This is a genomic window from Solwaraspora sp. WMMB762 (assembly GCF_049179115.1).
In the GTDB taxonomy this organism is placed as follows: Bacteria; Actinomycetota; Actinomycetes; order Mycobacteriales; family Micromonosporaceae; genus Micromonospora_E.
This window is the reverse complement of record NZ_JBMHMD010000001.1, coordinates 2,078,256-2,101,041: the sequence shown is the minus strand read 5'-3', so window position 1 is coordinate 2,101,041 and position 22,786 is coordinate 2,078,256. Positions and strand designations below refer to the sequence as shown.

Sequence of the window (22,786 nt, the reverse complement as noted above, 5' to 3'; positions counted from 1 at the left end):
ACGAGCGGCAACGCAGCAACCGGGCACGACACGGCAGGCAGGCCACTGGGGGTCGACATGGGGGAGCTTCGCGGTACGCACGTACCGGTGCTGCTCGAGCGGTGTCTCGAGCTGCTCGCCCCCGCGCTGGACCGCGGTGACCGGCCGACCGTGCATGTCGACGCGACTCTCGGCCTGGGCGGTCACGCCCATGCGGTGCTGGCGGCGTTCCCGCTGGTCACCCTGGTAGGGCTGGACCGGGACCGGGAGGCGTTGGCACACGCCCGGGCGAGGTTGGCCGGGTTCGCCGACCGGGTCCACCTGGTCCACGCGGTCTACGACGAGTTGCCCGAGGTCCTCGACCAGCTCGAGCTGTCCGGGGTGGACAGCGTGTTGTTCGATCTGGGGGTGTCCTCACTGCAGCTCGACGCGCCCGAGCGCGGGTTCGCCTACTCCCGGGACGTCGCCCTGGACATGCGGATGGACCAGGGGCGGGGGACCACGGCCGAGGAGATCGTGAACGGCTACCCCCCGGGGGACCTGGTCCGGGTGCTGCGGGAGTACGGCGAGGAGCGGTTCGCCAGCCGGATCGTCTCGGCGATCGTGCGGGAGCGGCAGCGGCAGCCGATCACCTCGTCGACGCGGTTGGCCGAACTGGTCGAGTCGGCGGTGCCGGCGGCTACTCGAAGAACTGGGGGAAACCCCGCGAAGAGGACGTTTCAGGCGTTGCGCATCGAGGTAAACGAGGAGCTGGCGGTGCTCCGCAGGGCGCTGCCGGCCGCGCTGGACGCGTTGCACGTCGGCGGCCGCATGGTGGTGCTGTCCTACCACTCGCTGGAGGACCGGATCACCAAGCAGACGTTGGCTGGCCGGGCGCGTAGCACCGCGCCGGTGGAGCTGCCGGTCGAGCTGCCGGGCACCGGCCCGACGCTGCGGCTGCTCGGCCGGGGTGCCGAGCAGGCTGGCGAGGCGGAGATCGCGGCCAACCCGCGGGCGGCGTCGGTACGGCTGCGCGCGGCGGAGCACATCGGACAGGCGGCGGTGCGCAGTGCCGGCACCGCCGGGCGGGGAAAGGGTGGGGCCGCCCGCGAACGGCCCCACCCGGGGACAGCACCACACCGGCCCGACGCGGCGGCGTCCGGGCCATCCACACCGGACGGGATAGCCGGCCGGCGGAGACGTCACGATCGGGGTCGTGACGAGAAGGAGTAGGGGGAGGGGAGATGAACGTCGAAAAGCGCGACCGCTCGGGGCAGGTCGGTCAGCGCGGCGCCCGGGTGGGCGCACCGCGGTCGGGGGGCCGGACCGCGGCGCGGCGCAGCAACCCGTCAGGGGGCTACGTGACCCAGGGCAGCGCGGCGCTGCAGGAGCAGCCCACGACTCAGGACTCGGTTCGGGTCTGGGACAGCTCGGCGGAGCCGGCGCCGCCGCGACTGCGGGTCGCACCGCCGGCACCGGTGTCGGTGCCCCGGGCACCGTTCATCGCGATGATCCTGGTGGTCGTCGTCGGTGGGGTGCTCGGTGTGCTGCTGGTCAACACCAAGATCAACGAGAACGCGGTGCGGATCGGCACGCTGCAGCAGCAGCAGTCGAACCTGGATCTGCAGGAGCAGCAGCTGGAGAAGGAGATCGCGCAGTACGAGGCGCCGAACAATCTGGCCGCTCAGGCACGCAAGCTCGGCCTGGTCGAGTCCGGTCCGCCGGCGTTCATCCGGCTGCCGGACGGACGGATCATCGGCGTACCGCAGCCGGCCACCGGTGAGCCGGCCATCACCAGCTCGCAGCAGGGGGCGGGGGAGTAAGCCGGGTGGCTGACCGTTCCGATCCGCCGCGCCGGGATCCACGTGGATCCCGGCGCGGCGGCGTCGGTGAACCCGGCCCGATCGGCGGGATCGCCGACGCCCGTGCCTACACCCCCCGGGGTCGGACGGTGCGCGAGTCGGCCGAGCAACGCCGTACCGGCCGTGCCGAACGCAGTCGGGATCCGTTCCGGCCCGCGCTGCAGGTGCTCGACGGGGGTCGGGCCACCAGCGGTCGGCCGCCGGCCCGGACCGGCTCGGCGGACCCCGGCGACCGGGGCACCGAACCGAATACCGGACCACGTCGCGACGCCGACCGGCGGAGCACGTCGCGCCGCGACGTCGACCCGGACCGGAGGGCACGCCGCGACGTCGACCCGGACCGGGCAGCGCGGCGCGGAGCCGACTCCGACCGCCGCCGGTCGACCACCAGCCGTGCCGGGTCGGCCGGCAAGTCCCGGCAGGCGTCGTCCGGCTCCGCCCGGCGTGCCCCGGGCCCGGCCCGACAGGGCACTCGGGGCCGCCCACGGCGGCCCGCCACCCTGCCCCGGCTGGCCGACCCCCGGCGCCGGCTGCGGCTGGGCACCTTTCTCACCCTGACCATGTTCGTGGTGATCGGGATCCGGCTGATCGTGCTGCAGGTCGTCGACGCCCCGGCGTACGCCGACGGCGGCGTCTGGGACCGGGTCGGCTCGCCGGTCGTCGTGCCCGCCCCCCGGGGCAGCATCTACGACCGCACCGGCGCGGTGCTGGCACACAGCGTCGCCGCCCGGTTCGTCTACTCGGACCCGGGTCTGGTCGAGGATCCGCAGGCGACGGCGGAGGCGCTGTCACCGCTGCTCGGCATCCCCCGCTCCACGCTGCTGGAGCGGCTGGTTCCGCAGACCCGCCCGGACGGGCAGGAGTCGCGGTTCGAGTTCCTGGCCCGCGGGGTGGACGTCGAACTCGCCGAACAGGTGATGGATCTCGAACTGGCCGGCATCGGGGTGGACTACGACGAACGGCGCGAGGTGCCCGGCAACGACCTGGCCGCGAACCTGCTCGGCTTCGTCGGCCTGGACATGAACGGGCTGGAAGGCCTCGAGGCGCGCTACGACGAGGTGCTGCGCGGGGTGAACGGGCAGCGGATCGCCGAGCAGGGCAACCGTGACCTGCGGTTGGCCGAGATTCCCGGCGGCTACCGGCAGGAGACCGAGCCGCAGCCCGGCAGTTCGCTGGTGCTCACCATCGACCGGGACCTGCAGTACGAGGTGCAACGCATCCTCAGCGCGACGCTGGAGCAGTGCACCGTCAGCGTGGCCGCCGCGGTGGTACTGGACCCGCGTACCGGGGAGGTGCTCGCCCAGGCCAGCGAGCCCACCTACAACGCCGCCGACGCGTGGTCCAGCGACCCGTCCGACCGGCAGGACATCGCCACCACCTTCACCGCCGAACCCGGCTCGGTGCACAAGCCGCTGGTGCTCGCCGCGGCCTTGGAGGAAGGGCTGATCGAGCCGGACACCACACTCGACCTCGGTCCGACGATCCGCAAGGGCGACACCACCTTCCGGGACACCCGCCCGATCGAGGCGGGTGTCGCGACCAGCCTGGCCGGCATGCTGGCCTACTCGTCGAACGTCGGCACGATCAAGATCGCCGACCAGCTCGGGCCGGAGCGGCTGCACGCGTACCAGCAGGCGTTCGGTCTGGGCAGCCCGACCGGTGTCGGACTGCCCGGCGAGGCCAGCGGCCGGGTGCTGCCGCTGGACGAGTGGAGCGCCTCGTCGTACGGGTCGGTGCCGCTCGGGCACAGCGTCGACGCCACCCCGCTGCAGATGGCCGCCGCGTACGCGGCGATCGCCAACGACGGCGTCTACATACCGCCCCGACTGGTCCGGGAGATCATCGACGAGCACGGGCAGCGCACCCCGACCGAGGAGCCGACCGCCCGCCGGGTGCTCGGCGCCGACAACGCCGCCGCGCTGCGCAGGATCATGGAAGGCGTCACCACCATCCCCGGTGCGACCGGCACCGCGGCGGCGGTCCCCGGCTACCGGGTGGCCGGCAAGACCGGCACCGGTCGGCGGATCGTCAACGGCTCCGTCGCCCCCGGTGAGGTGACGTCGTTCATCGGCATGGCGCCGGCCGACGACCCGCGCTACGTGATCGCCGTGGTGTCGCACACCCCCGGTGGCGGCTGCGGGGACGTCGCCGCCCCGGCGTTCCGCGACATGATGCGATTCACCCTGCTGCACTACCGGGTCCCGCCGACCGGCACCGAGCCACCCGAGTTCGTGGTGCACCCGTGACGGTCCGTCCCGGCCGACGTTCGGGACTCACCCGTACGGACGAAACGCCGCGCGATGCGGAGCGACCGGTACGCCGCTGCGCGGGCCCGGACCGCGGACCGGGTAGGGTCTAGCGCCGTGCCCGGCAATCCACGACCCCGCACCAATCGTCCGATTCCGTTCGCGGAGCTCGCCGCGTCGCTGGCGGTGCCGCCACCGACCGCCGCAGCCCCGCTGATCAGCGGAATCACCCACGCCAGCGGCGACGTCCGGCCCGGTGACCTGTACGCCGCGTTGCCCGGGGCCCGCCGGCACGGCGCCGAGTTCGTCGCCGACGCCGGTGCCCGAGGCGCGGTGGCCGTGCTCACCGATCCGGCCGGCGCCCCGGCGGCCGCGCAAGCCGGGCTGCCCGCCCTGGTGGTCCCCGAGCCGAGGACCGTACTGGGCCGGGTCGCGGCGGTCGTCTACGGCGAGCCGACCCGGCACCTGGCCATGATCGGGTTGACCGGCACCGCCGGCAAGACCTCCACCGCGTACCTGGTCGAGTCGGGGCTGCGGGCCGCCGGCCAGTCGACCGGGTTGATCGGCACGGTCGAGACCCGCCTCGGCGAACTGATCGTGCCCAGCGTGCGGACCACCCCCGAGGCGACCGACCTGCACGCGATGTTGGCCGTGGCCCGCGAGCACGGCGTGGCCAGCGTGGTGATGGAGGTGTCGAGCCACGCGCTGGCCCTGGACCGGGTCGGTGGTGTGCGGTTCGCGGTCGGCGGCTACACCAACTTCGGGTCGGACCACCTCGACTTTCACGCCGACGCCGCCGATTACTTCGCCGCCAAGGCCCGGCTCTTCGACGGCCGCTGCGCGGTCGAGGTGCTCAACCACGACGACCCGGCCCTGGAACCGCTGCGTCGTCCGCACACGGTCACCTACTCGGCTGCCGGGGACGCCGCCGCCACCTGGCGGGCTGCGGCGGTCAGCGACGACGGCTACCGGCAACACTTCATCGCCCTGGGCCCGGACGGGATCTCCATCGAGGCCGCCGTCGGGCTGCCGGGGCGGCACAACGTGGCGAACGCGCTGCTGGCCATCGCGACCCTGGTCGCGCTCGGCGTCGATCCGGCCACGGCCGCCGCCGGGGTGGCCGACTGCCCCGGCGTACCCGGCCGGTTGGAACAGGTCGCCGCCCCCGGCCCGGTGCTCGGCGTGGTGGACTACGCGCACAAGCCGGACGCTATCGTCGCCGTGCTGACCGCGCTGCGCGGTCTCGCCGACTCCCGGCGGGGCCGGCTGATCTGCGTGATCGGGGCCGGCGGCGACCGGGACCGGGGCAAGCGTCCGACGATGGGCGCCGCCGCCGCCCGCGGTGCCGACCTGGTGATCGTCACCGACGACAACCCGCGGACCGAGGACCCGGCGGCGATCCGGGCCGAGGTACGCCACGGGGCCGACGGCGTCGCCGGAGCCGAGGTGGTGGAGGTCGCCGGCCGGCGGGCGGCGATCGACGAGGCGGTCCGCCTGGCCGGGCCCACCGACGTGGTCGCGCTGCTCGGCAAGGGCCACGAGCAGGGACAGGAGATCGACGGCGACGTCCAGCCGTTCGACGACCGGGTGGAGCTCGCGGCGTCACTGACCGCCCGGTTCCCGGCACTGGTGAGGCAGGCATGATCACGATGACGCTGGCCGAGGTGGCCGAGGCGGTCGGTGGGCGGCTGCGGGACGCCGATCCAGCCAGCCGGGTCACCGGCGGGGTGGAGTTCGACTCCCGCAAGATCGGGCCCGGCGGGTTGTTCGTCGCCTTCGCCGGCGAGCGGGTCGACGGGCACGACTTCGCCGGCGCGGCGCTCGCCGCCGGAGCCGTCGCGGTGCTCGGCACCCGCCCGATCGCCGTCGACGGCGGCGCCACCCCGGTGCCGATGGTGCTCGTCGACGACCCGCTCGACGCGATGGCCCGGCTGGCCCGGGCGGTCCTGGACCGACTGCCCCAGCTGACCGTGATCGGCCTGACCGGATCGTCGGGCAAGACCACGACCAAGGATCTGATCGCGCAGCTCGCCGCCGGGCTCGGCCCGACGGTGGCGCCGGCCGGCTCGTTCAACAACGAGCTCGGCCACCCGTACACCGTGCTGCAGGCCGACGCCGAGACCCGGTTTCTGGTGCTGGAGATGGGCGCCCGGGGAATCGGCCACATCCGGCATCTGTGCGAGATCGCGCCGCCCCGGATCGGCGTGGTGATCAACGTCGGGGTCGCGCACATCGGGGAGTTCGGTTCGGTCGACGCCATCGCCACCGCAAAGGGTGAGCTGGTCGAGGCGTTGCCGGCCGACGGCGTGGCGGTGCTCAACGCCGACGACCCCCGGGTACGGCGGATGGCCGACCGCACCGCCGGGCGGGTGGTGCTGGCCGGGGAGGATCCCGCGGCGACGGTGCGTGCCGAGCAGGTCACCGTGGACGCCCGGGGACGCGCGGCGTACCAGCTGGTCACCCCGGCCGGGTCGGCGCCGGTGCGGCTCGCGGTCAGCGGCCGGCATCAGGTGGGCAACAGCCTGCTCGCCGCGGCCGTGGCGATCGAACTGGGGCTGACCGACCCGGCGGAGCTGGCCGCCGCGCTCGGCCGGCTCCGGCTGGTCTCGACCCGTCGGATGGACGTGTTCGACCGGGCGGACGGGATCACTGTCATCGACGATTCCTACAACGCCAACCCCGCCTCCACGGCGGCGGCGCTGCGGGCGTTGGTCGATCTCGGCGCGGGTCGGCGGACCTTCGCAGTGCTCGGCTACCTCGCCGAGCTCGGCGAGTACGAGGAGCAGGGACACGCCGAGGTCGGCCGGTTGGCCGCCGAGCTCGGCGTGCACCGGGTGCTGGTGGTGGGTGAACAGGCCGCGCCGATCCGGCACGCGGCGGCGGCGGTTGCGACGTGGGAAGGGGAGTCGGTGCTGGTCACCGATCAACAGGCGGCGATCGACCTGCTCCGGCGGGAGCTCGCCGACGGGGACGTGGTGCTGGTGAAGGGCTCGCGGTACCGCACCTGGGAGGTCGCTGACGCGCTGCGCGACGGTTCGGCCTCGGACGGTACGCCGGTAACCGGGGCCGGGGAGGCGACGGCGTGAGAGCGGTCATCGTCGCGGCGGCCGTGGCCTTCCTGGTGTCACTGTTCGGCACCCCGGTGGCGATCAAGGTCTTCACCCGGCTCAAGGCCGGTCAGCCGATCCGGGCCGAAGGCCCGGTCATGCACCAGGGCAAGAAGGGCACGCCGACGATGGGTGGCGTGGTCTTCATCGTGGCGACGGTGATCGCGTACGTCGCGGGCCACCTCGCCCTGACCACCCTGCCCGCCCAGCAGATCGCTCAGGTCGGGCCGACCATCACCGCACTCGTCCTGCTCGGTCTGCTGGTCTTCTCCGGGGCGGTCGGCTTCGTCGACGACTTCCTCAAGGTCCGCAAGCGCAACAGCGCCGGGTTGAACAAGCGGGGCAAGCTGCTCGGCCAGATCCTGGTCGGCGCGGTGTTCGGGGTGATCGCACTGTACTTCCCGAGCACGATGGTGGACACCACCGGCGATGCGACCAACACCGAGACGGTCGGGAGCACCACGCTGTCGTTCATCCGCGACATCGACGCCCTCGACGTCGGTAAGGCCGCGTCGGTGGTGATCTTCATCCTGGTGGTGATGGCCACGACCAACGGCGTCAACCTGACCGACGGGCTGGACGGTCTGGCCACCGGCGCGTCGGTGATGGTTCTCGCCACCTACGCGTTGATCGCGTTCTGGCAGTACCGGCACTGGTGCGCCGACCCGAACTACACCGCCGAGTACTGCTACCAGGTCCGCGACCCGTTGGAGATCGCCCTGATCGCCGGGGCGGCCGCCGGAGCCTGCGTCGGCTTCCTCTGGTGGAACACCTCGCCGGCGCGGATCTTCATGGGCGACACCGGCGCGCTCGGGCTCGGCGGGCTGATCGCCGGGATGGCGATGGCCACCCGGACCATGCTGCTGCTGCTGATCATCGGCGGGCTCTTCGTCATCATCACCATGTCGGTGGTGATCCAGATCATCTCGTTCCGGACCACCGGCAAGCGGGTGTTCCGGATGTCGCCGCTGCAGCACCACTTCGAACTGGCCGGGTGGAGCGAGGTCAACATCGTCGTCCGGTTCTGGATCATCGCCGGGATCGGCGTGGCGATCGGCCTCGGCCTGTTCTACAGCGAGTTCCTCGCGGTGATGGGCTAGCCCGGACCAGTCCGCTCCCGCTGTGCGGCGGCCGGCCCGACACGCCGGTGCGGTGTCGATGTCCGGCCGCCGAGGGCGGCAGCGCCGATGATGGACCGATGGCGACGACAGGTGGCGGCCCGGATGAGCGCTGACCCGGGCCGGCCCGTCACTGATCGGCCTGTCACCGCTGCGGACCGGCCGGATTCGGACCGGGCTGCCCCGGACCGCCCGGCTCCGGACCGGCCTGCCCCGGATCGCCCGGCTCCGGACCGGTCGGCCCCGGGGCAGCCTGTCCCAAATCGGCCCGGCCCCGCGGTCCGGCTGGATCCGATCGGCGGACTGGCCGCGTTGCGTGGTCTGCTGGCCCGGCCGCTCGCCTCGTACTACCTGCTGATCTTCAGCAGCGGACTGCTGCTGATGATCGGCCTGACCATGGTCTTCTCCGCGACCAGCATCAAGGCGTACATCGACGACGGCAGTGCGTTCAGCGTGCTGAGCCGGCAGGCGACCTTCGCGGTGATCGGCCTGGTCGCGTTCTGGATCTGTCAACGGCTGCCGGCGGCGACGTTCCGCACTCTGGGCATCGTGGTGCTCGGCGCGGCGGTCGCCCTGCTGCTGCTGCTCAACGGCCTGCTGCTGGTGTCCACGCTGGCGGGCTGGCCGGCCGCCCGGGTCGGTCCGGTCGAGGCGGAGCTGCTCTGGCTCTACTTCGGCTCCTTCCAGCTGCAACCCTCCGAGCTGGCCAAGCTCGGCCTGGTGCTGTGGGGTGCCGACGTCATCGCCCGCAAGGGTGCCGAGCTGGGCCACTGGCGGGAGCTGGCCATCCCGCTGTTCCCCGCCGTCGGCCTGCTGTTCCTCCTGGTCGGCTACAACGACCTGGGCACCATGCTGTGCATCCTGGCCCTGGTCGTCGGGCTGCTCTGGGCGGCCGGCGTACCGCTGCGAATCTTCGCCACGTTGGGCGCGGTCGGGCTGGTCGGCATCGGCCTGCTGATCGCCGCCGCCTGGCAGGGCGCCGGTTCCGGTGCGCAGGACGCGGACAACTACCGGCTGGCCCGGCTGACGTCGTTCTTCACTCCACCGGACCAGTGCGTCGACGACTGCTACCAGGCGCTGCAGGCGAGGTACGCGATCGCCAACGGGGGATGGTTCGGTGAAGGGCTCGGCTCCAGCCGGTTGAAGTGGGGCTACCTGCCGCAGGCCGAGGACGACTTCATCTTCGCCATCGTCGCCGAGGAACTCGGGGTGGTCGGCTGCGTCGTGGTGCTCGCCCTGTTCGCGGTCCTCGCGTACACCGCGTTGCGGATCGCCCGTCGGGTCGACGACCCGTTCCGGCGACTCGCCGCCGCAGCGGCGGCCAGCTGGCTGATCAGCCAGGCGGTGATCAACATTTCCGGGGTGATCGGGCTGCTGCCGATCACCGGTATTCCGCTGCCGTTCATCTCCGCCGGTGGCAGCGCGCTGGTGGTGACGCTCGCCGCGATCGGCATGCTGGCGTCGTTCGCCCGGGCCGAACCCGACGCCGCCCGGGCGCTCAACGCCCGTCCGCCGGCCCGCTGGGTACGGCTGGTCTGGGCTCCGCTGCCGCCGATGCCCCGCAAGCGCCACCCGGCCAAGCCGCGGATGACCGGCGTCGGACCCAGACCGGCCGGCACCGGGCAGCCCGGCCGATCGACCACCCCCGACGGCGGCGGCCGGCCGGCCGGGTCCGCTGCGTCGCGCTCGGGTGGTCGCGGTGCGTCGGGCTCGGGTGGTCGCGGTGCGTCACGGTCGGGCGGCCAGGGCGGGTCGGCGACGCCCCGCGTGCCGAGGCGACGGGACGGGCGTTAACGTACCCCCGCGAAGCGCGCATCCGGGCCGGCGGGCCCCGTACGCACCGCCCGGCGTGCCGCGTGGGCCGTCGGCGGTCCGCCGGGTCCGCCGCGCGGCCACCGAGTCGAGCGAGAGGAGTTGCTGATGGGTCCGCTGCGATCGGTGGTGCTGGCAGGTGGGGGGACCGGCGGGCACATCTACCCGCTGTTGGCATTCGCTGACTGTCTGCGCCGGCACGATCCGAGCGTGCAGATCACCTGTCTCGGTACCCCGAAAGGGCTGGAAAACGAGCTGATTCCGCCGAAAGGGTACGATCTGCGGTTGATCCCCGCACATCAGCTGCCCCGGTCGGTCAACATGGACCTCGTGCGTACGCCAGACCGGATGTTCAAGGCCGCCCGCGCCGCCGGCAAGGTGATCGACGAGGTGCGGGCCGACGTGGTGGTGGGCTTCGGCGGGTACGTGTCCGTACCGGCCTACCTGGCGGCATGGCGTCGCGAGATGCCGATCGTGGTGCACGAGGTGAACGTGCCGCCGGGCGTGGCCAACCGGATGGGTATGAAGTTCACCAAGCACGTCGCGGTGGGCTTCCCGCACCAGCCGGTCCAGGCCGAGTCGCTGCGCGACGCCCGGGTGGTCGGGGTGCCGCTGCGCCGGTCCATCACCGGGCTGGACCGGGCGGCCACCCGGGAAGCCGCCCGAGCGCACTTCGGGCTGCGGCCGGATCTGCCGACGGTCTTCGTCTCCGGTGGCTCCCAGGGCGCCCGGTCGATCAACCTGGCGGTCTCCGGGGCGGCCAAGGAGCTGGCCCGGGCCGGTGTCCAGGTGCTGCACGCGATCGGTGCCCGCAACGAGCCGGTCTCGGTGCCCAGCGATCTGCCGGTGCCGTACGTGACGTTGCCGTACCTGTCGGAGATGGAGCTCGGGTACGCCGCAGCCGACCTGATGGTCTGCCGGGGGGGTGCGATGACCTGCGCCGAGGTCGCCGCGATCGGACTGCCCGCAGTCTACGTGCCCTATCCGCACAGCAACCAGGAGCAGAAGCGCAACGCGCTGCCGGTGGTCGAGGCCGGCGGCGGTCTGCTCGTCGACGACGCCGAACTGACCCCGGCCTGGGTGGAGCAGGTCGTGGTCCCGTTGGCTCGCGACCCGCAGCGGCTGGCCGCGATGGGCTCGGCGGCGGCGGGGTACGGTCGCCGCGACGGCGACGAGGCGCTGCTCGACTTCGTCTACGAGGCGGTGTCCCGATGACCCGCACGGGAAGGTGACCACGTGAACATCACCGAGTTCGCCCCCACCGGCACGCTCGCCGCCGAGGAGCTGGGGACCGTACACCTGATCGGTATCGGTGGGGTCGGGATGAGTGGCCTGGCCCGCCTGCTGCTGACCCGGGGGATCCCGGTGACCGGCAGCGAGCTGCGGGACTGGCCGTCGCTGGCGGTGCTGCGGGCACTCGGCGGCACCATCCACATGAGCCACGAGGAGGCCAACCTCGACGGGGTGGACACGGTGGTCTACTCCACCGCCATCCCGGCCGACCACGTGGAGCTGGCGGCCGCCCGTCGGCGTGGGCTGCGGGTGCTGCACCGGTCGGAGGCCCTGGCGGCGGCGATGACCGGTCGGCGGACCATCGCGGTCGCCGGCACCCACGGCAAGACCACGACCACTTCGATGGTGACCCTGACCCTGCAGCGGGCCGGCGAGGACCCGTCGTTCGTCATCGGTGGCGAGATCTCCGAGGTGGGTTCGAACGCCCACCACGGTACGGGCGAGTACTTCGTGGTCGAGGCCGACGAGAGTGACCGTTCGTTCCTGCTCTACCGCCCGTTCGTGTCGATCATCACCAACATCGACGCGGACCACCTGAACACGTACGGTGACCTGGCCGGGCTCGCAGCGGGTTTCGCCGAGTTCGCCGGATTGACCGATCCGGACGGGTTCGTGGTGACCTGCGCGGACAACCCCGGGACCCGGCAGCTGACCGAGGCGTTGCGCGACGAGGGCCGGACCGTCCACACCTACGGCGAGTCCGCCGACGCCGATCTGCGGCTGTCCGAGATCACGTCGTCCGCGGCCGGGGTCCGCTACCTGGCCACCCTGGACGGCGCGACGCTGGGCGAGATCGCCCTGCCGGTACCCGGCCGGCATCTCGGGCTGAACAGCGCCGCCGCGGTGCTTGCCGCGCTGCGCCTCGGGCTGTCGTTGAGTGACGCGGTCGCCGCGCTGGGCGCGTTCCCCGGAGTTCGGCGACGGTTCGAACGCAAAGGCTCGGCCGGCGGCGTCACCGTCTACGACGAGTACGCCTACCACCCGACGTCGATGACCGCGGCACTGCACACCATGCGGGAGGTCGCCGGTGCTGGCCGGCTGGTGGTGGTGTTCCAGCCCTACCGGGTCTACCGGACCCGGGACCTGCAGGCCGAGCTGGCCGCCGCGCTGGCGATCGCCGACGAGGTGATCGTGATGGAGGTGTTCGGGCCGGGTGAGCTGCGGGAGCCGGGCGAGGGCGGGGTGGCGCTGACGGCGGACGTCCCGTTGCCGGACGATCGTAAGGTGTTCGTACCGTCCTGGGAGGACGTCCCACCGGAGGTGGTCCGCCGCTGCCGGCCGGGTGACCTGGTGGTCACGATGGGCGCTCCACCGATCTCGTTGCTGGGTGACGAACTGCTGTCCGCGCTCGCCGATCCGGCGGCTGGCTCAGGATGACCCCGCCTGGTCGCTCGCCGAGGCCCGGCTCGGGTCGGACCGGTTCCAGCCGCTCCGGCGCCGGTCGGGTGGGCGATGTCCGGCCGGCCGGTCGGACCGGTCGGGCCGGGGTGCCCGCCGCCCGGTCCGGGCCGGCGGGAGCGGAGACCGGGCACACCCGGCGCCAGCCGGGACGCCCGGACGGGTCGACGGGCCGCTGGCGGCTGGTCCGGGCGAGCCGGGAGGCGGTGCCGCCGTCGGTCCGGCGGTTCATGCGCCGGGCCCGGCGACGACGGTTGCGGGCCGCGCTGCCCTGGGCGGTGGCCGGTTGCCTGGCGGCCCTGGCCGCGGTCAGCTGGTGGGTGGTCTCGGCGACCTCGGTGTTCGGCGTGGACCAGGTCCGGGTCGCGGGGGCGGCGCTGGTGACCGAGTCGGACGTACGGCAGGCCGCGCAGATTCCGCCGGGGACCCCACTGGCGCGGGTGGATCTGGCCGCGGTGGCTGGCCGGGTCTCCGGCCTGGCTGCGGTGGAGCGGGCGGTGGCGAGCCGGGACTGGCCGGGTACGGTGGTGATCACCGTGGTGGAGCGGGTGCCGGCCGCCGTGGTGCCCCGGGACGACGCGTTCGTGGTGGTCGACGGGGCCGGGGTGGCCTTCCGGACACTGGCCGTGCGCCCGGACGACCTGGCGGTCGTCCGGCTGGAAACGGTCGAGTTCGATCAGGCGTTGGTCCGTGACGCGGTCGCGGTACTCGACTCGCTGACCGCCCAGCTGCGTGAGGTGCTGGTGGAGGTCGTGGTCAGCGGCCCGGCCGGGATCGAGCTGCGGATCGCCGACGACCGGGTGGTGATCTGGGGTGACGCCACGGAGAATGCGGTCAAGGCCCGGGTCGCCGACGCGTTGCTGGTCCAGGACGGCAGCGTGATCGACGTCAGCGCGCCGGACGTGGTGACCATCCGCTGATCCGGCATGTCGTCTGGGTGATTTCAGGACGGCTCGGTGTAGAAGGTACATTACGGTCTGCCGAGAATGGCTCGGCCCGGTGCGGCCTGCGACACGCCCAGCATGGTCCTTGGATCACGCGGTACGTGCGCATACGTTGCCCGGAGAGGTTCAGTGGTTGACATAACCCTAAGCCTCTAGTAGAGGGTGAGGGTTCGTCCCGCTCTCGTGTACCGACGGGTCTGTCCTCCGTGGTCCCAGTGGGCCGGGTCAGGCCGGCGCCCGCCACTCTCGAAGGGAAGGCACCCCGATGACACCTCCGCACAACTACCTGGCGGTCATCAAGGTCGTCGGCATCGGCGGAGGCGGAGTCAACGCCGTCAACCGGATGATCGAGGTTGGCCTCAAGGGCGTCGAGTTCATCGCGATCAACACCGACGCCCAGGCGTTGCTGATGAGCGACGCGGACGTCAAGCTCGACGTCGGCCGGGAGCTGACCCGGGGCCTTGGCGCCGGGGCGAACCCGGACGTCGGCAAGAATGCCGCAGAGGACCACCGCGACGAGATCGAGGAGGTGCTCAAGGGCGCCGACATGGTCTTCGTCACCTGCGGTGAGGGCGGTGGTACCGGCACCGGCGGGGCGCCGGTGGTGGCCAACATCGCCCGCAAGCTCGGCGCCCTGACGATCGGTGTGGTCACCCGGCCGTTCTCCTTCGAGGGCAAGCGACGCCAGGTGCAGGCCGAGGCCGGTATCGAGGAGCTACGCAACCAGTGCGACACGCTGATCGTCATCCCGAACGATCGGCTGCTGGCCCTCGGCGACCGGGGGATCAGCATGATGGACGCCTTCCGGCAGGCCGACCAGGTGCTGCTCTCCGGTGTCCAGGGCATCACCGACCTGATCACCACGCCCGGCCTGATCAACCTGGACTTCGCCGACGTCAAGAGCGTGATGAGCGGGGCCGGTAGCGCGTTGATGGGGATCGGCAGCGCGCGGGGCGAGAACCGGGCGGTCGAGGCGGCCGAGGCGGCGATCTCCAGCCCGCTGCTGGAGCAGAGCATGGACGGTGCCCGGGGGGTGCTGCTCTCCATCGCCGGTGGATCCGATCTCGGCCTGTTCGAGATCAACGACGCGGCGCAACTGGTCACCGACGCGGCGCACGCCGACGCCAACATCATCTTCGGGGCGGTCATCGACGACGCGCTGGGCGACGAGGTGCGGGTCACCGTCATCGCGGCGGGCTTCGACGGTGGCGCTCCCGCGTACAAGCCGGCCGAGGGCCCGCGTAAGGTCCCGGCCGCACCGGTCTCGCCGGCCGCGCCGGCCGGCCCGGCCGTCGCCCCGGCGCCTCAGACGCCGACCCAGCAGACCCGCCGGGTGCTCTTCGACGACGTCGACGTGCCGGACTTTCTCAAAAACGGATCTTGACAATCCTCCCCGCCCTAAGGACGGGGATTCCCTGGGTCGCCCCAGGGGGTTCCTGCTTCACCGACGACCGCCCCGTCCGAGAGGAGGACTCCCGGTGAGGTCTTACACCGCCTCCACAGGCAGTCACGGAGAGCCCCTCCGCGAGAATGTTCCGGGCCGCGTTGACATCCCGGTCATGGGCCTGCCCGCACCGGCAGGTCCACGACCGGACCGTCAACGGCATCCGGTCGGCCAGTACGCCGCAGGCGGAGCACAGTCGGGTCGACGGGAACCAGCGGTCCACGACCACCAGGTCCCGGCCGTACCAGTCGGCCTTGTAGGCCAGCATGGTGCGGAACTGCCGCCAGCCCGCGTCCGAGATGGCGCGGGCCAGGCGGTGGTTGGCCATCATGTTGCGGACGGTCAGGTCCTCGATCACGATCGTTTGGGTTTCACGAACGAGCCGAGTGGTCAACTTGTGCAGGTGGTCGCGGCGGCGGTCGGCGATCCGGGCATGAACCCGGGCCACCGACAGCCGGGCCTTGGCCCGGTTCGCGGAGCCTCTGGCCTTGCGTGCGAGGTTCCGCTGGGCGCGGGCCAGCCGATCGCGGTCGCGGCGTTCATGTCTCGGGTTGGGGATCTTCTCCCCGGTGGACAGGGTGAACAGGCTGTCGAGGCCGGCGTCGACCCCCACCACAGCGGTGGTGGCCGGGGCCGGTTCGATCCGGTCGTCGCAGAACAGGGAGACGAACCAGCGGCCCGCCGGGTCCTGCGTCACGGTCACCGTCGACGGCGCCGCGCCCGGCGGGAGTGGCCGGGACCAGACGATGTCCAACGGGTCGGTCATCTTGGCGAGGGTGAGGCGGCCGTCGCGCCACCGGAACGCGCTGGCGGTGTACTCCGCCGACCGCCGCGACCGCTTCCTCGACTTGAACGTCGGGTACCGGGCCCGTTTGGCGAAGAAGTTGGTGAACGCGGTCTGCAGGTGCCGCAGCGCCTGCTGCAGAGGGACGCAGGAGACGTCGTTGAGGAACGCCAGTTCGTCGGTCTTCTTCCACCCGGTCAGCATCGCCGACGTGGCGTTGTAGGTGACCCGTTCCCGACGCAGGGTCCACGCCTCGCTGCGGGCGGCCAGGGCCATGTTGTAGACCAGCCGGACACAACCGAACGTCCGGGCGAGCTCGGCGGCCTGCCCGGGGGTGGGGTGGAAGCGGTACCTGAACGCCCGCTTCACGGTCCGCGACACAGTCCACAGTCTAACGATTCGGTCGTGAGCCGTGGGGTCGCGTGTGCGGTGGACGCCGATCCGCCCGGGCGGCGGATCGGCTTTCCCTGACCTGCTCCGCAGGGGTTCCGTTTCCTCCCCGGCCTGAAGGCCGGAGTATCCACGGAAGGAATCCGATGACGGTCGACACCGAACGGCGACGCGCGGAACTGGCCGACCGGCTGACCGCCGTACGGTCCCGGCTTGCCGCCGCCACGGCGGCGGCGGGTCGGCCGGCGGACAGCGTCACGCTGATCGCGGTGACCAAGACCTATCCGGCCGCCGACGTGCGGCTGCTGGCCGAGCTCGGGGTCACCGACGTCGGCGAGAACCGGGACCAGGAGGCGGCGGCCAAGGCTGCCGAGCTGGCCCCCGGACCGTCCGGCGGGCCAGGGCTGCGCTGGCACTTCGTCGGCCAGCTGCAGCGCAACAAGTGCCGGTCGGTGGTGGGCTACGCGGACCTGGTGCACTCGGTCGACCGGGTGCCCCTGGCCCGCGCCCTGGCCGCCGCTGCCGGTCGGCGTGGTCGACCGCTCGACGTGCTGGTCCAGGTCAGTCTGGACGGCGTGACGGGGCGCGGCGGCGCGTTGCCGGACTCGGCGGATGCGGTGACCGGCTTCTGGCCGGTGGTCGAGTGCATCCTGGGCCAGTCCGATCTGCGACTCGCCGGGGTGATGGCGGTGGCTCCGCTCGGCCAGCCGGCGGAGCCGGCGTTCGCCCGGCTGGCGGAGGTGTCTGTCCAGCTCAGAGCCGCCGTGCCGGAGGCGTGGATGGTTTCGGCCGGGATGAGCGCCGACCTGGAGGCGGCGGTGGACGCCGGCGCGACACATGTCCGTGTCGGAAGTGCGTTGCTCGGAAAGCGCCCAACGCTACGGTAGCCTGGCGGCGGATACCAAACTACATCAGTGTTGTTTGAGCCGGACTCCCCGTCGTCGGGGGTCGACGTCCATGACCGCGCACCGGTCATGGCGGGGAGCCGGCTCGGACCGGTGGGCACTGCAGTGTTCACGCGCGACAGTGGCACGGCGGGGGCGCGTGCCGCACGGCGGACGGAGGGGCGCGGCATGGGTGCACTGCGCAAAGCGGGGGTCTGGCTAGGCCTGGTCGAGGAGGACGACGACCAGGGCTACGACGACGGCTACGACAAGGGTGGCTACCGAGAGTCGCGATACCGCGACAACAGGTACGCCGACGAGTTCGCCGACGACGAGGAGCCGGACGACCCGCCACCACGCGCGCGGCCACCGGTGGAGCGGTTGCGGCCGTCGGAGCGGCTGCAGGCCCGGGCCGCCGAGCGGGAGCACCGGGCTGCCGAGCGGGAGCACCGGGGTCCGGATCCCGACCGGGGTGAGCGCGCCAGTGTGCGATCGATCACCCGGGCCGGTGCCGAGGCCGCGCCGGCCAGCTACCCGACCAGGGACAATCTGGCGCTGGCGCCACAGCCTGTGGTGCGGGAGCGGATGGTCGTCGCCGAGGAGGAGCAGCGGTACCAGATCACCACGCTGCACCCGACCACCTACCGGGAGGCCCGGACGATCGGGGAGCACTTTCGCGACGGCACGCCGGTGATCATCAACCTCACCGAGATGGATGAGGCCGACGCCCGCCGTCTGGTTGATTTCGCTGCCGGTCTGGCGTTCGGTCTGCGCGGTACGATCGAACGCGTCACCAACCGGGTGTTTCTGCTCTCACCGGCCAACGTCCAGGTCACCGCGGAGGACAAGGCCAAGATAGCCGAGGGTGGATTTTTCAGCCTGGGCTAGCCCTGACCCGAGGACCTCGCCTGCCGTGTTGTCGATCTTGTTCCAAGTCCTGTATCTGCTGCTGTACGTCTTTCTGCTCACCCTGTTGGCGAGGTTTGTCCTGAGTGCGGTGCTTCAGTACGGTCGACGCTGGCAACCCGGTCGGGGTGCCGCAGCCGGATTGGAATCGGTGTGGAGCGTCACTGATCCCCCCCTTAAGGCGTTGAGGCGGGTGATCCCACCACTGCGAATTGGTACCGTGAGCTTCGACCTGGCCTCCCTTGTGCTCCTGGTTATCCTGTTCGTGCTGATCACGTTCGTGGTGGAGCCGCTGATCAGGGCAACCAACTGACCGGCGCGCTACGCGGCCGCAACTGACCCGAGGAGTTTCGATGCCGCTAACCCCGGCCGACGTCCACAACGTCGCCTTCAAAAAGCCTCCGATCGGCAAGCGGGGGTACGACGAGGAGGAGGTCGACGCCTTCCTGGACGAGGTCGAGCGTGAGCTCGCCCGTCTGATCGAGGAGAACAACGAGCTGCGCGCCCAGGTGGAGCGCGGAGGTCGTGGCGGGCCGGCGGGCCCGGGCGCCGACCCGCGTCTCGCGGCGGAGCTCAACGACATGAAGGCTCAGCTCGACCGCGTACAGCGGGACAAGGCCGCCGCCGAGCAGGCCGCCCGTGCCATGCAGGCCGAGCTGGAGCAGGTCAGGTCGGCCGGTGGCCCGGTCGTCGGTGGCGGCGGCGACGGCGAGCAGCAGGCGCTGCGGGTGCTGATGATGGCCCAGCGGACGGCGGACGACCACGTCTCCGACGCCCGCCGGGAAGCGGACAAGCTGCTTACCGACGCCCGCACCAAGGCCGAGGAGGTCACCCGCGAGGCGCGGGCCAAGGCCGACGCGCTGGAGCGGGACGCGCGGCAGCGCCACCAGGAGGCGATGGGTGGCCTGGACGCCAAGCGCACCGCCCTGCAGAAGCACATCGAGGAGCTCAAGCAGTTCGAGCGGGAGTACCGCACCCGGCTCAAGGCGTACCTGGAGAGCCAGCTGCGCGACCTGGACGGTCGCGGGCAGGGCCTCGAGGCCGAGATGGGGCGGGTCGAGGGCGGCCGCTCAGCGTCGGGTAGTGGTGGTCTGGCGACCGCCGGCCTGGCCAGCTCCTACGGCGGTGGGCGGTCCGGCGCGCTGGAGGCCGGCCGCTGAGGCCGAGCCTCTCGCGGGGGGTACGTCAGCAACGAGGCGGCGGGGGTGAGCCGTGATAGTGGCAAGTCTGGTGCTCATCCTCGTCGCCGTCACTCTGCTCGTGCTCGGCCTGGCGAGCGGGTCCAGCCTGCTGCTGGTCGGCTCGATCGTCGCCAGTCTGCTCGCGGCGGTGGCTCTCGTGGTCGGTGCTCGGCAGGCCGCTGCGGCCCGAGCCGGCAACCTGCGCACCGGCCCGTTCGACCCGGAGCCGGTTTCCCGTCCGGAGTTCGGCGTCGACCCCGATCCGGACCAGTGGGCCGGTCAACGGTCATCCGCCGCGCCGGTCGGTCGGCAGCCGACCGACCCGGCCGACGACCATCTCGGCGGCGGGGCAGCCGACGACGACCCGCCTGACGAACCGGCGGTCGAGGAGACGGGTGAGACCGATCACGCCCGGCTGGCCGGGCTCGATGCCGACGTGATCGTGGTCGACGGTCGGCCCCGCTACCACCGGGCGAGCTGCCTGCACCTGGTGGCCAGGGACGGTGAGCCGCTGCCGGTGCGCGAGGCCCTGGAACTCGGATTCACCCCGTGTGGGCTCTGCCAGCCGAACCGGACCCTGCTGGCCGAGTCCGGCCGCGTCTGAACAGGCGGCGTCTTTCGTGTCCCGTGCGAGCAGTCGCCGGCCCACCCGGTCGGCCGCCGGTGCCAGCGGGCGTCCGGAGACCGACCTGGTGGTCGCCGTCCGGGTCAAGCCCGGTGCGTCCCGCGCCCGGATCGGTGGTTGTCACCCCGGCCCGCAGGGACCAGCGCTGATCGTCGCGGTCACTGCCCCGGCGGTGGACGGCCGCGCGACGGAGGCGGCCCGGCATGCGCTCGCGACAGCGCTCGAGGTGCCGCCCCGGCGGGTCACGCTACGGGCCGGTGCCGCCAGCCGGGACAAGCTGTTCACGGTGGACACCGTGTCCACCGACGAGGCCAAGGCGTTGGACGCCCGGCTGCGGCGGCTGCGGGACGGGTGAACGGTCGACTGCCGACACCCCGACCACACGTCACACTCCTCGACAAGGCGCGGCGACTGTCCTTCTTGAGTGATATGTCGGCCCGCGCCGCGCCGCCGTGTCCTTCGGCTCGATCTGGCCAGTCAAATCGGTGCATCACCGGACGAAAGCTGTGCCATTGTTGTCGGATGTCTTCACGTTCCGTATCCTTGCGAATCTCCGGAGTGTGCAACGGACCCGTTGTACGCCCGTTTTGTGCTTTGGGGGCAGCATGGCCGAGCTGACGGGAGCGAGGTGCCGGACGGGTCGGGTGACCCCGTCCACCGCGCCGCGCCGCGTACCGTCCGGCCTGCCGACGCCGGAGGATCCCGTACAGGCACTGCCGATCGCCGCGGGTGACGCGGCCGAGGGAGCGACGATGGCGAAGCCAGCCGACACGAAGACCGCCGCCCGCGGGCGAGCGGCCCGGGCACCGCGCAGCGCGGCCGAGACCACCAAGATCCAGATTGCCCTGCAGGCCCGTCGGGACGAGTTGCGAGCCGAGTATGATCAGACGCTGAGCGAGATCACCGAGCTGCAGCGGGAACGGCTGACCGACTCGGCCGGCGACGACCAGGCCGACACCGGCACCAAGACGTTCGAGCGGGAGCAGGAGATCTCCCTCGCCAAGAGCATCCTGGACCGCATCAACCAGGTCGAGCGGGCGCTGGAGCGGCTGGACGAGGGAAACTACGGCTGGTGTGAGCGGTGCGGCACGGACATTCCGGTCGAGCGGCTCGCTGCCTTCCCCTCGGCCACGCTCTGCGTGTCCTGCAAGCAGATCGAGGAGCGGCGCTAGCCGGGCAGTGACAGGCCCGACGCGGGCGAGCCGCTCCACTGAGAAGGGAGAGGCGCCTGTCCGCCGACGGCGATCCGCGTCCGGACGTTCCGAACGCCGGTGGCGACGCCCCGCCAGCACCTGAAGCGGGCGACGGCACGCCCGTCACCGGCTCGCCGGTGACGGGCACCGGCCGACGCGCGCTGTGGGTCTTCGCCCTGGTCGCGGCGGCGGCACTGCTCATCGACCTCGGCGCGAAGCAGTGGGCGATCAGCGCCCTGACCGATCGGGAACCGGTCCGCCTGCTGGGCGGTGCCCTCTACCTGACGCTGATCCGCAACAGCGGTGCGGCATTCAGCCTCGGATCCGACTACACCTGGATATTCCCGCTCGTCACCGTGGCGGTCGTCGGCTGGATCGGCTGGTTGACCAGAGGGCTGCGGTCGCTGCCCTGGGCGGTGGCGCTCGGGCTGATCCTCGGTGGGGCGCTCGGCAACTTCCTGGACCGGATGTTCCGCGCCCCCGGGCCCCTCCTCGGCCACGTGGTGGACATGTTCAGCGTCTTCCACCCGTACGGCCAGGTCTTCCCGATCTTCAACGTGGCCGACAGCGCGTTGGTCATCGGCGTACTCCTCGCCGTACTGCTGGAACTGACCGGCCGACAGCGCGACGGCCGCCGGCTGTCCGGAAAGGTGAATCAATGAACACACCTGCCCGCCAGGGGGAGCGACGGTCGCTGCCGGTGCCCGACGGGCTCGACGGTACCCGGCTCGATCAGGCCGTCTCCCGGCTGTTCGGACTGTCCCGCACCGCGGCCGCCGCGCTGGTGGAGTCCGGCGACGCCGCGGTGGACGGGGTGACCCGGCACAAGTCCGACCGGGTGACCGCCGGCGCCTGGCTGGAGGTGGTCCTGCCGGCGCCCGTCGCGGCACCGGTGGTGATCGCCCAACCGGTCGACGGGCTGCGGGTCGAGTACGCCGACGAGGACATCGTGGTGGTGGACAAGCCGGTCGGCGTGGCGGCGCACCCGAGCCCTGGATGGACCGGCCCGACCGTGCTGGCCGGTCTGGCGGCTGCCGGTCACACCATCGCGACCAGTGGCGCGGCCGAACGCCAGGGCATCGTGCACCGGCTCGACGTCGGCACCAGCGGGCTGATGGTGGTGGCCAAGAGCGAGCACGCGTACTCGGTACTCAAGCGTGCGTTCAAGGAACGCGAGGTGGACAAGCGGTACCACGCCGTCGTGCAGGGGCATCTCGACCCGTTGCGCGGGACCATTGACGCCCCGATCGACCGCCACCCCACCCACGACTACCGGTGGGCGGTGGTCTCGGGCGGCAAACCCAGCGTCACCCACTACGAGACGGTGGAGGCATTCCCCGCCGCCAGCCTGGTCGACATCCGCCTGGAAACCGGCCGTACCCACCAGATCCGGGTGCACTTCTCCGCGCTGCGGCACCCGTGCGTAGGTGACCTGACGTACGGTGCGGATCCGACACTCGCCGCCCGACTCGGACTGACCCGCCAGTGGCTGCATGCCCGTGCGCTCAGTTTCCTACACCCCCGTACGGCGGAGGAAGTTCGCTTCCACAGCGACTACCCTGACGACTTGAAGCGTGCCCTGGCCGTGCTCGGCGATTGAGAGCCGGCGGGCACCCGATCACTCAGCGTCCACCCGCCATC

At 72.0% G+C, this 22,786-nt stretch carries 20 protein-coding genes and 1 pseudogene; 20 read left to right on the top strand and 1 reads right to left on the bottom strand.

From position 1 onward, the window contains the following. The first annotated feature begins 57 nt into the window (after positions 1-57). From rsmH to ftsZ, 11 genes and pseudogenes are all read left to right on the top strand, one after another. Positions 58-1,191, top strand: coding sequence for a 16S rRNA (cytosine(1402)-N(4))-methyltransferase RsmH (gene rsmH / locus ACN27J_RS09260; protein WP_347403672.1), 1,134 nt, complete (start codon positions 58-60; stop codon positions 1,189-1,191). Between the two features lie 11 nt (positions 1,192-1,202). Further along, entirely contained in the window at positions 1,203-1,781 is a 579-nt protein-coding gene (locus ACN27J_RS09255; RefSeq protein ID WP_123602605.1) for a hypothetical protein, read from the top strand. A gap of 316 nt (positions 1,782-2,097) precedes the next feature. Beyond that, positions 2,098-4,066, top strand: a pseudogene (locus ACN27J_RS09250) (peptidoglycan D,D-transpeptidase FtsI family protein); the annotation flags it as partial. A gap of 54 nt (positions 4,067-4,120) precedes the next feature. Continuing rightward, complete coding sequence (locus ACN27J_RS09245; protein ID WP_421365150.1) at positions 4,121-5,710, top strand: UDP-N-acetylmuramoyl-L-alanyl-D-glutamate--2,6-diaminopimelate ligase; 1,590 nt, start codon at positions 4,121-4,123, stop codon at positions 5,708-5,710. Further along, a complete protein-coding gene (locus tag ACN27J_RS09240) occupies positions 5,707-7,152 on the top strand; it encodes a UDP-N-acetylmuramoyl-tripeptide--D-alanyl-D-alanine ligase (protein WP_421365148.1) in 1,446 nt (481 codons plus the stop codon). Before ACN27J_RS09245 ends, ACN27J_RS09240 begins: the two co-directional genes overlap by 4 nt. Then, positions 7,149-8,273 carry a phospho-N-acetylmuramoyl-pentapeptide-transferase gene (mraY, locus tag ACN27J_RS09235; RefSeq protein ID WP_278170194.1) on the top strand — a complete coding sequence of 375 codons (1,125 nt, stop codon included), beginning with the start codon at positions 7,149-7,151 and terminating at the stop codon, positions 8,271-8,273. The genes ACN27J_RS09240 and mraY overlap by 4 nt, the downstream gene beginning before the upstream one ends. 321 nt (positions 8,274-8,594) lie before the next feature. Next, positions 8,595-10,085, top strand: a complete 1,491-nt coding sequence (locus tag ACN27J_RS09230; RefSeq protein ID WP_421372167.1) for an FtsW/RodA/SpoVE family cell cycle protein — start codon at positions 8,595-8,597, stop codon at positions 10,083-10,085. A gap of 126 nt (positions 10,086-10,211) precedes the next feature. Further along, the gene (gene murG, locus ACN27J_RS09225) at positions 10,212-11,318 is read left to right on the top strand and encodes an undecaprenyldiphospho-muramoylpentapeptide beta-N-acetylglucosaminyltransferase (RefSeq protein ID WP_278170193.1); all 1,107 of its coding nucleotides are present in this window, start codon (positions 10,212-10,214) and stop codon (positions 11,316-11,318) included. A 21-nt stretch (positions 11,319-11,339) separates the two neighbouring features. Next, positions 11,340-12,773 (top strand): UDP-N-acetylmuramate--L-alanine ligase, encoded by a 1,434-nt coding sequence (murC, locus tag ACN27J_RS09220; RefSeq protein WP_421365144.1) that lies wholly within the window; start codon positions 11,340-11,342, stop codon positions 12,771-12,773. A gap of 203 nt (positions 12,774-12,976) precedes the next feature. After that, positions 12,977-13,714, top strand: coding sequence for a cell division protein FtsQ/DivIB (locus ACN27J_RS09215; RefSeq protein ID WP_421372166.1), 738 nt, complete (start codon positions 12,977-12,979; stop codon positions 13,712-13,714). A gap of 289 nt (positions 13,715-14,003) precedes the next feature. Continuing rightward, positions 14,004-15,122, top strand: coding sequence for a cell division protein FtsZ (gene ftsZ / locus ACN27J_RS09210; protein ID WP_282231438.1), 1,119 nt, complete (start codon positions 14,004-14,006; stop codon positions 15,120-15,122). On the opposite strand, the gene ACN27J_RS09205 is transcribed toward ftsZ, so the two are convergent. Next, positions 15,106-16,347 (bottom strand): RNA-guided endonuclease InsQ/TnpB family protein, encoded by a 1,242-nt coding sequence (locus tag ACN27J_RS09205; RefSeq protein WP_421365142.1) that lies wholly within the window; start codon positions 16,345-16,347, stop codon positions 15,106-15,108. The two genes, ftsZ and ACN27J_RS09205, sit on opposite strands and share 17 nt — an antisense overlap. A gap of 155 nt (positions 16,348-16,502) precedes the next feature. Between ACN27J_RS09205 and ACN27J_RS09200 the strand changes: the two genes are divergently transcribed. From ACN27J_RS09200 to ACN27J_RS09160, 9 genes are all read left to right on the top strand, one after another. Continuing rightward, positions 16,503-17,243 carry a YggS family pyridoxal phosphate-dependent enzyme gene (locus tag ACN27J_RS09200; protein ID WP_421365140.1) on the top strand — a complete coding sequence of 247 codons (741 nt, stop codon included), beginning with the start codon at positions 16,503-16,505 and terminating at the stop codon, positions 17,241-17,243. A gap of 186 nt (positions 17,244-17,429) precedes the next feature. Next, a complete protein-coding gene (locus ACN27J_RS09195) occupies positions 17,430-18,128 on the top strand; it encodes a cell division protein SepF (protein ID WP_278170188.1) in 699 nt (232 codons plus the stop codon). Between the two features lie 25 nt (positions 18,129-18,153). Beyond that, the gene (locus tag ACN27J_RS09190) at positions 18,154-18,459 is read left to right on the top strand and encodes a YggT family protein (RefSeq protein WP_123602596.1); all 306 of its coding nucleotides are present in this window, start codon (positions 18,154-18,156) and stop codon (positions 18,457-18,459) included. A gap of 40 nt (positions 18,460-18,499) precedes the next feature. Next, positions 18,500-19,306 (top strand): DivIVA domain-containing protein, encoded by an 807-nt coding sequence (locus ACN27J_RS09185; protein WP_421365137.1) that lies wholly within the window; start codon positions 18,500-18,502, stop codon positions 19,304-19,306. 52 nt (positions 19,307-19,358) lie between these two features. Next, positions 19,359-19,931 (top strand): hypothetical protein, encoded by a 573-nt coding sequence (locus ACN27J_RS09180; RefSeq protein ID WP_421365135.1) that lies wholly within the window; start codon positions 19,359-19,361, stop codon positions 19,929-19,931. A gap of 85 nt (positions 19,932-20,016) precedes the next feature. Further along, a complete protein-coding gene (locus ACN27J_RS09175) occupies positions 20,017-20,307 on the top strand; it encodes a DUF167 domain-containing protein (protein ID WP_421372165.1) in 291 nt (96 codons plus the stop codon). A gap of 397 nt (positions 20,308-20,704) precedes the next feature. Further along, positions 20,705-21,124, top strand: a complete 420-nt coding sequence (locus ACN27J_RS09170; protein ID WP_278174555.1) for a TraR/DksA family transcriptional regulator — start codon at positions 20,705-20,707, stop codon at positions 21,122-21,124. A 56-nt stretch (positions 21,125-21,180) separates the two neighbouring features. After that, the gene (lspA, locus tag ACN27J_RS09165) at positions 21,181-21,807 is read left to right on the top strand and encodes a signal peptidase II (RefSeq protein ID WP_421372163.1); all 627 of its coding nucleotides are present in this window, start codon (positions 21,181-21,183) and stop codon (positions 21,805-21,807) included. After that, positions 21,804-22,745: an RluA family pseudouridine synthase gene (locus ACN27J_RS09160; RefSeq protein WP_421365133.1), complete on the top strand. Its 942-nt coding sequence runs from the start codon at positions 21,804-21,806 to the stop codon at positions 22,743-22,745. Before lspA ends, ACN27J_RS09160 begins: the two co-directional genes overlap by 4 nt. Positions 22,746-22,786: the final 41 nt, after the last annotated feature.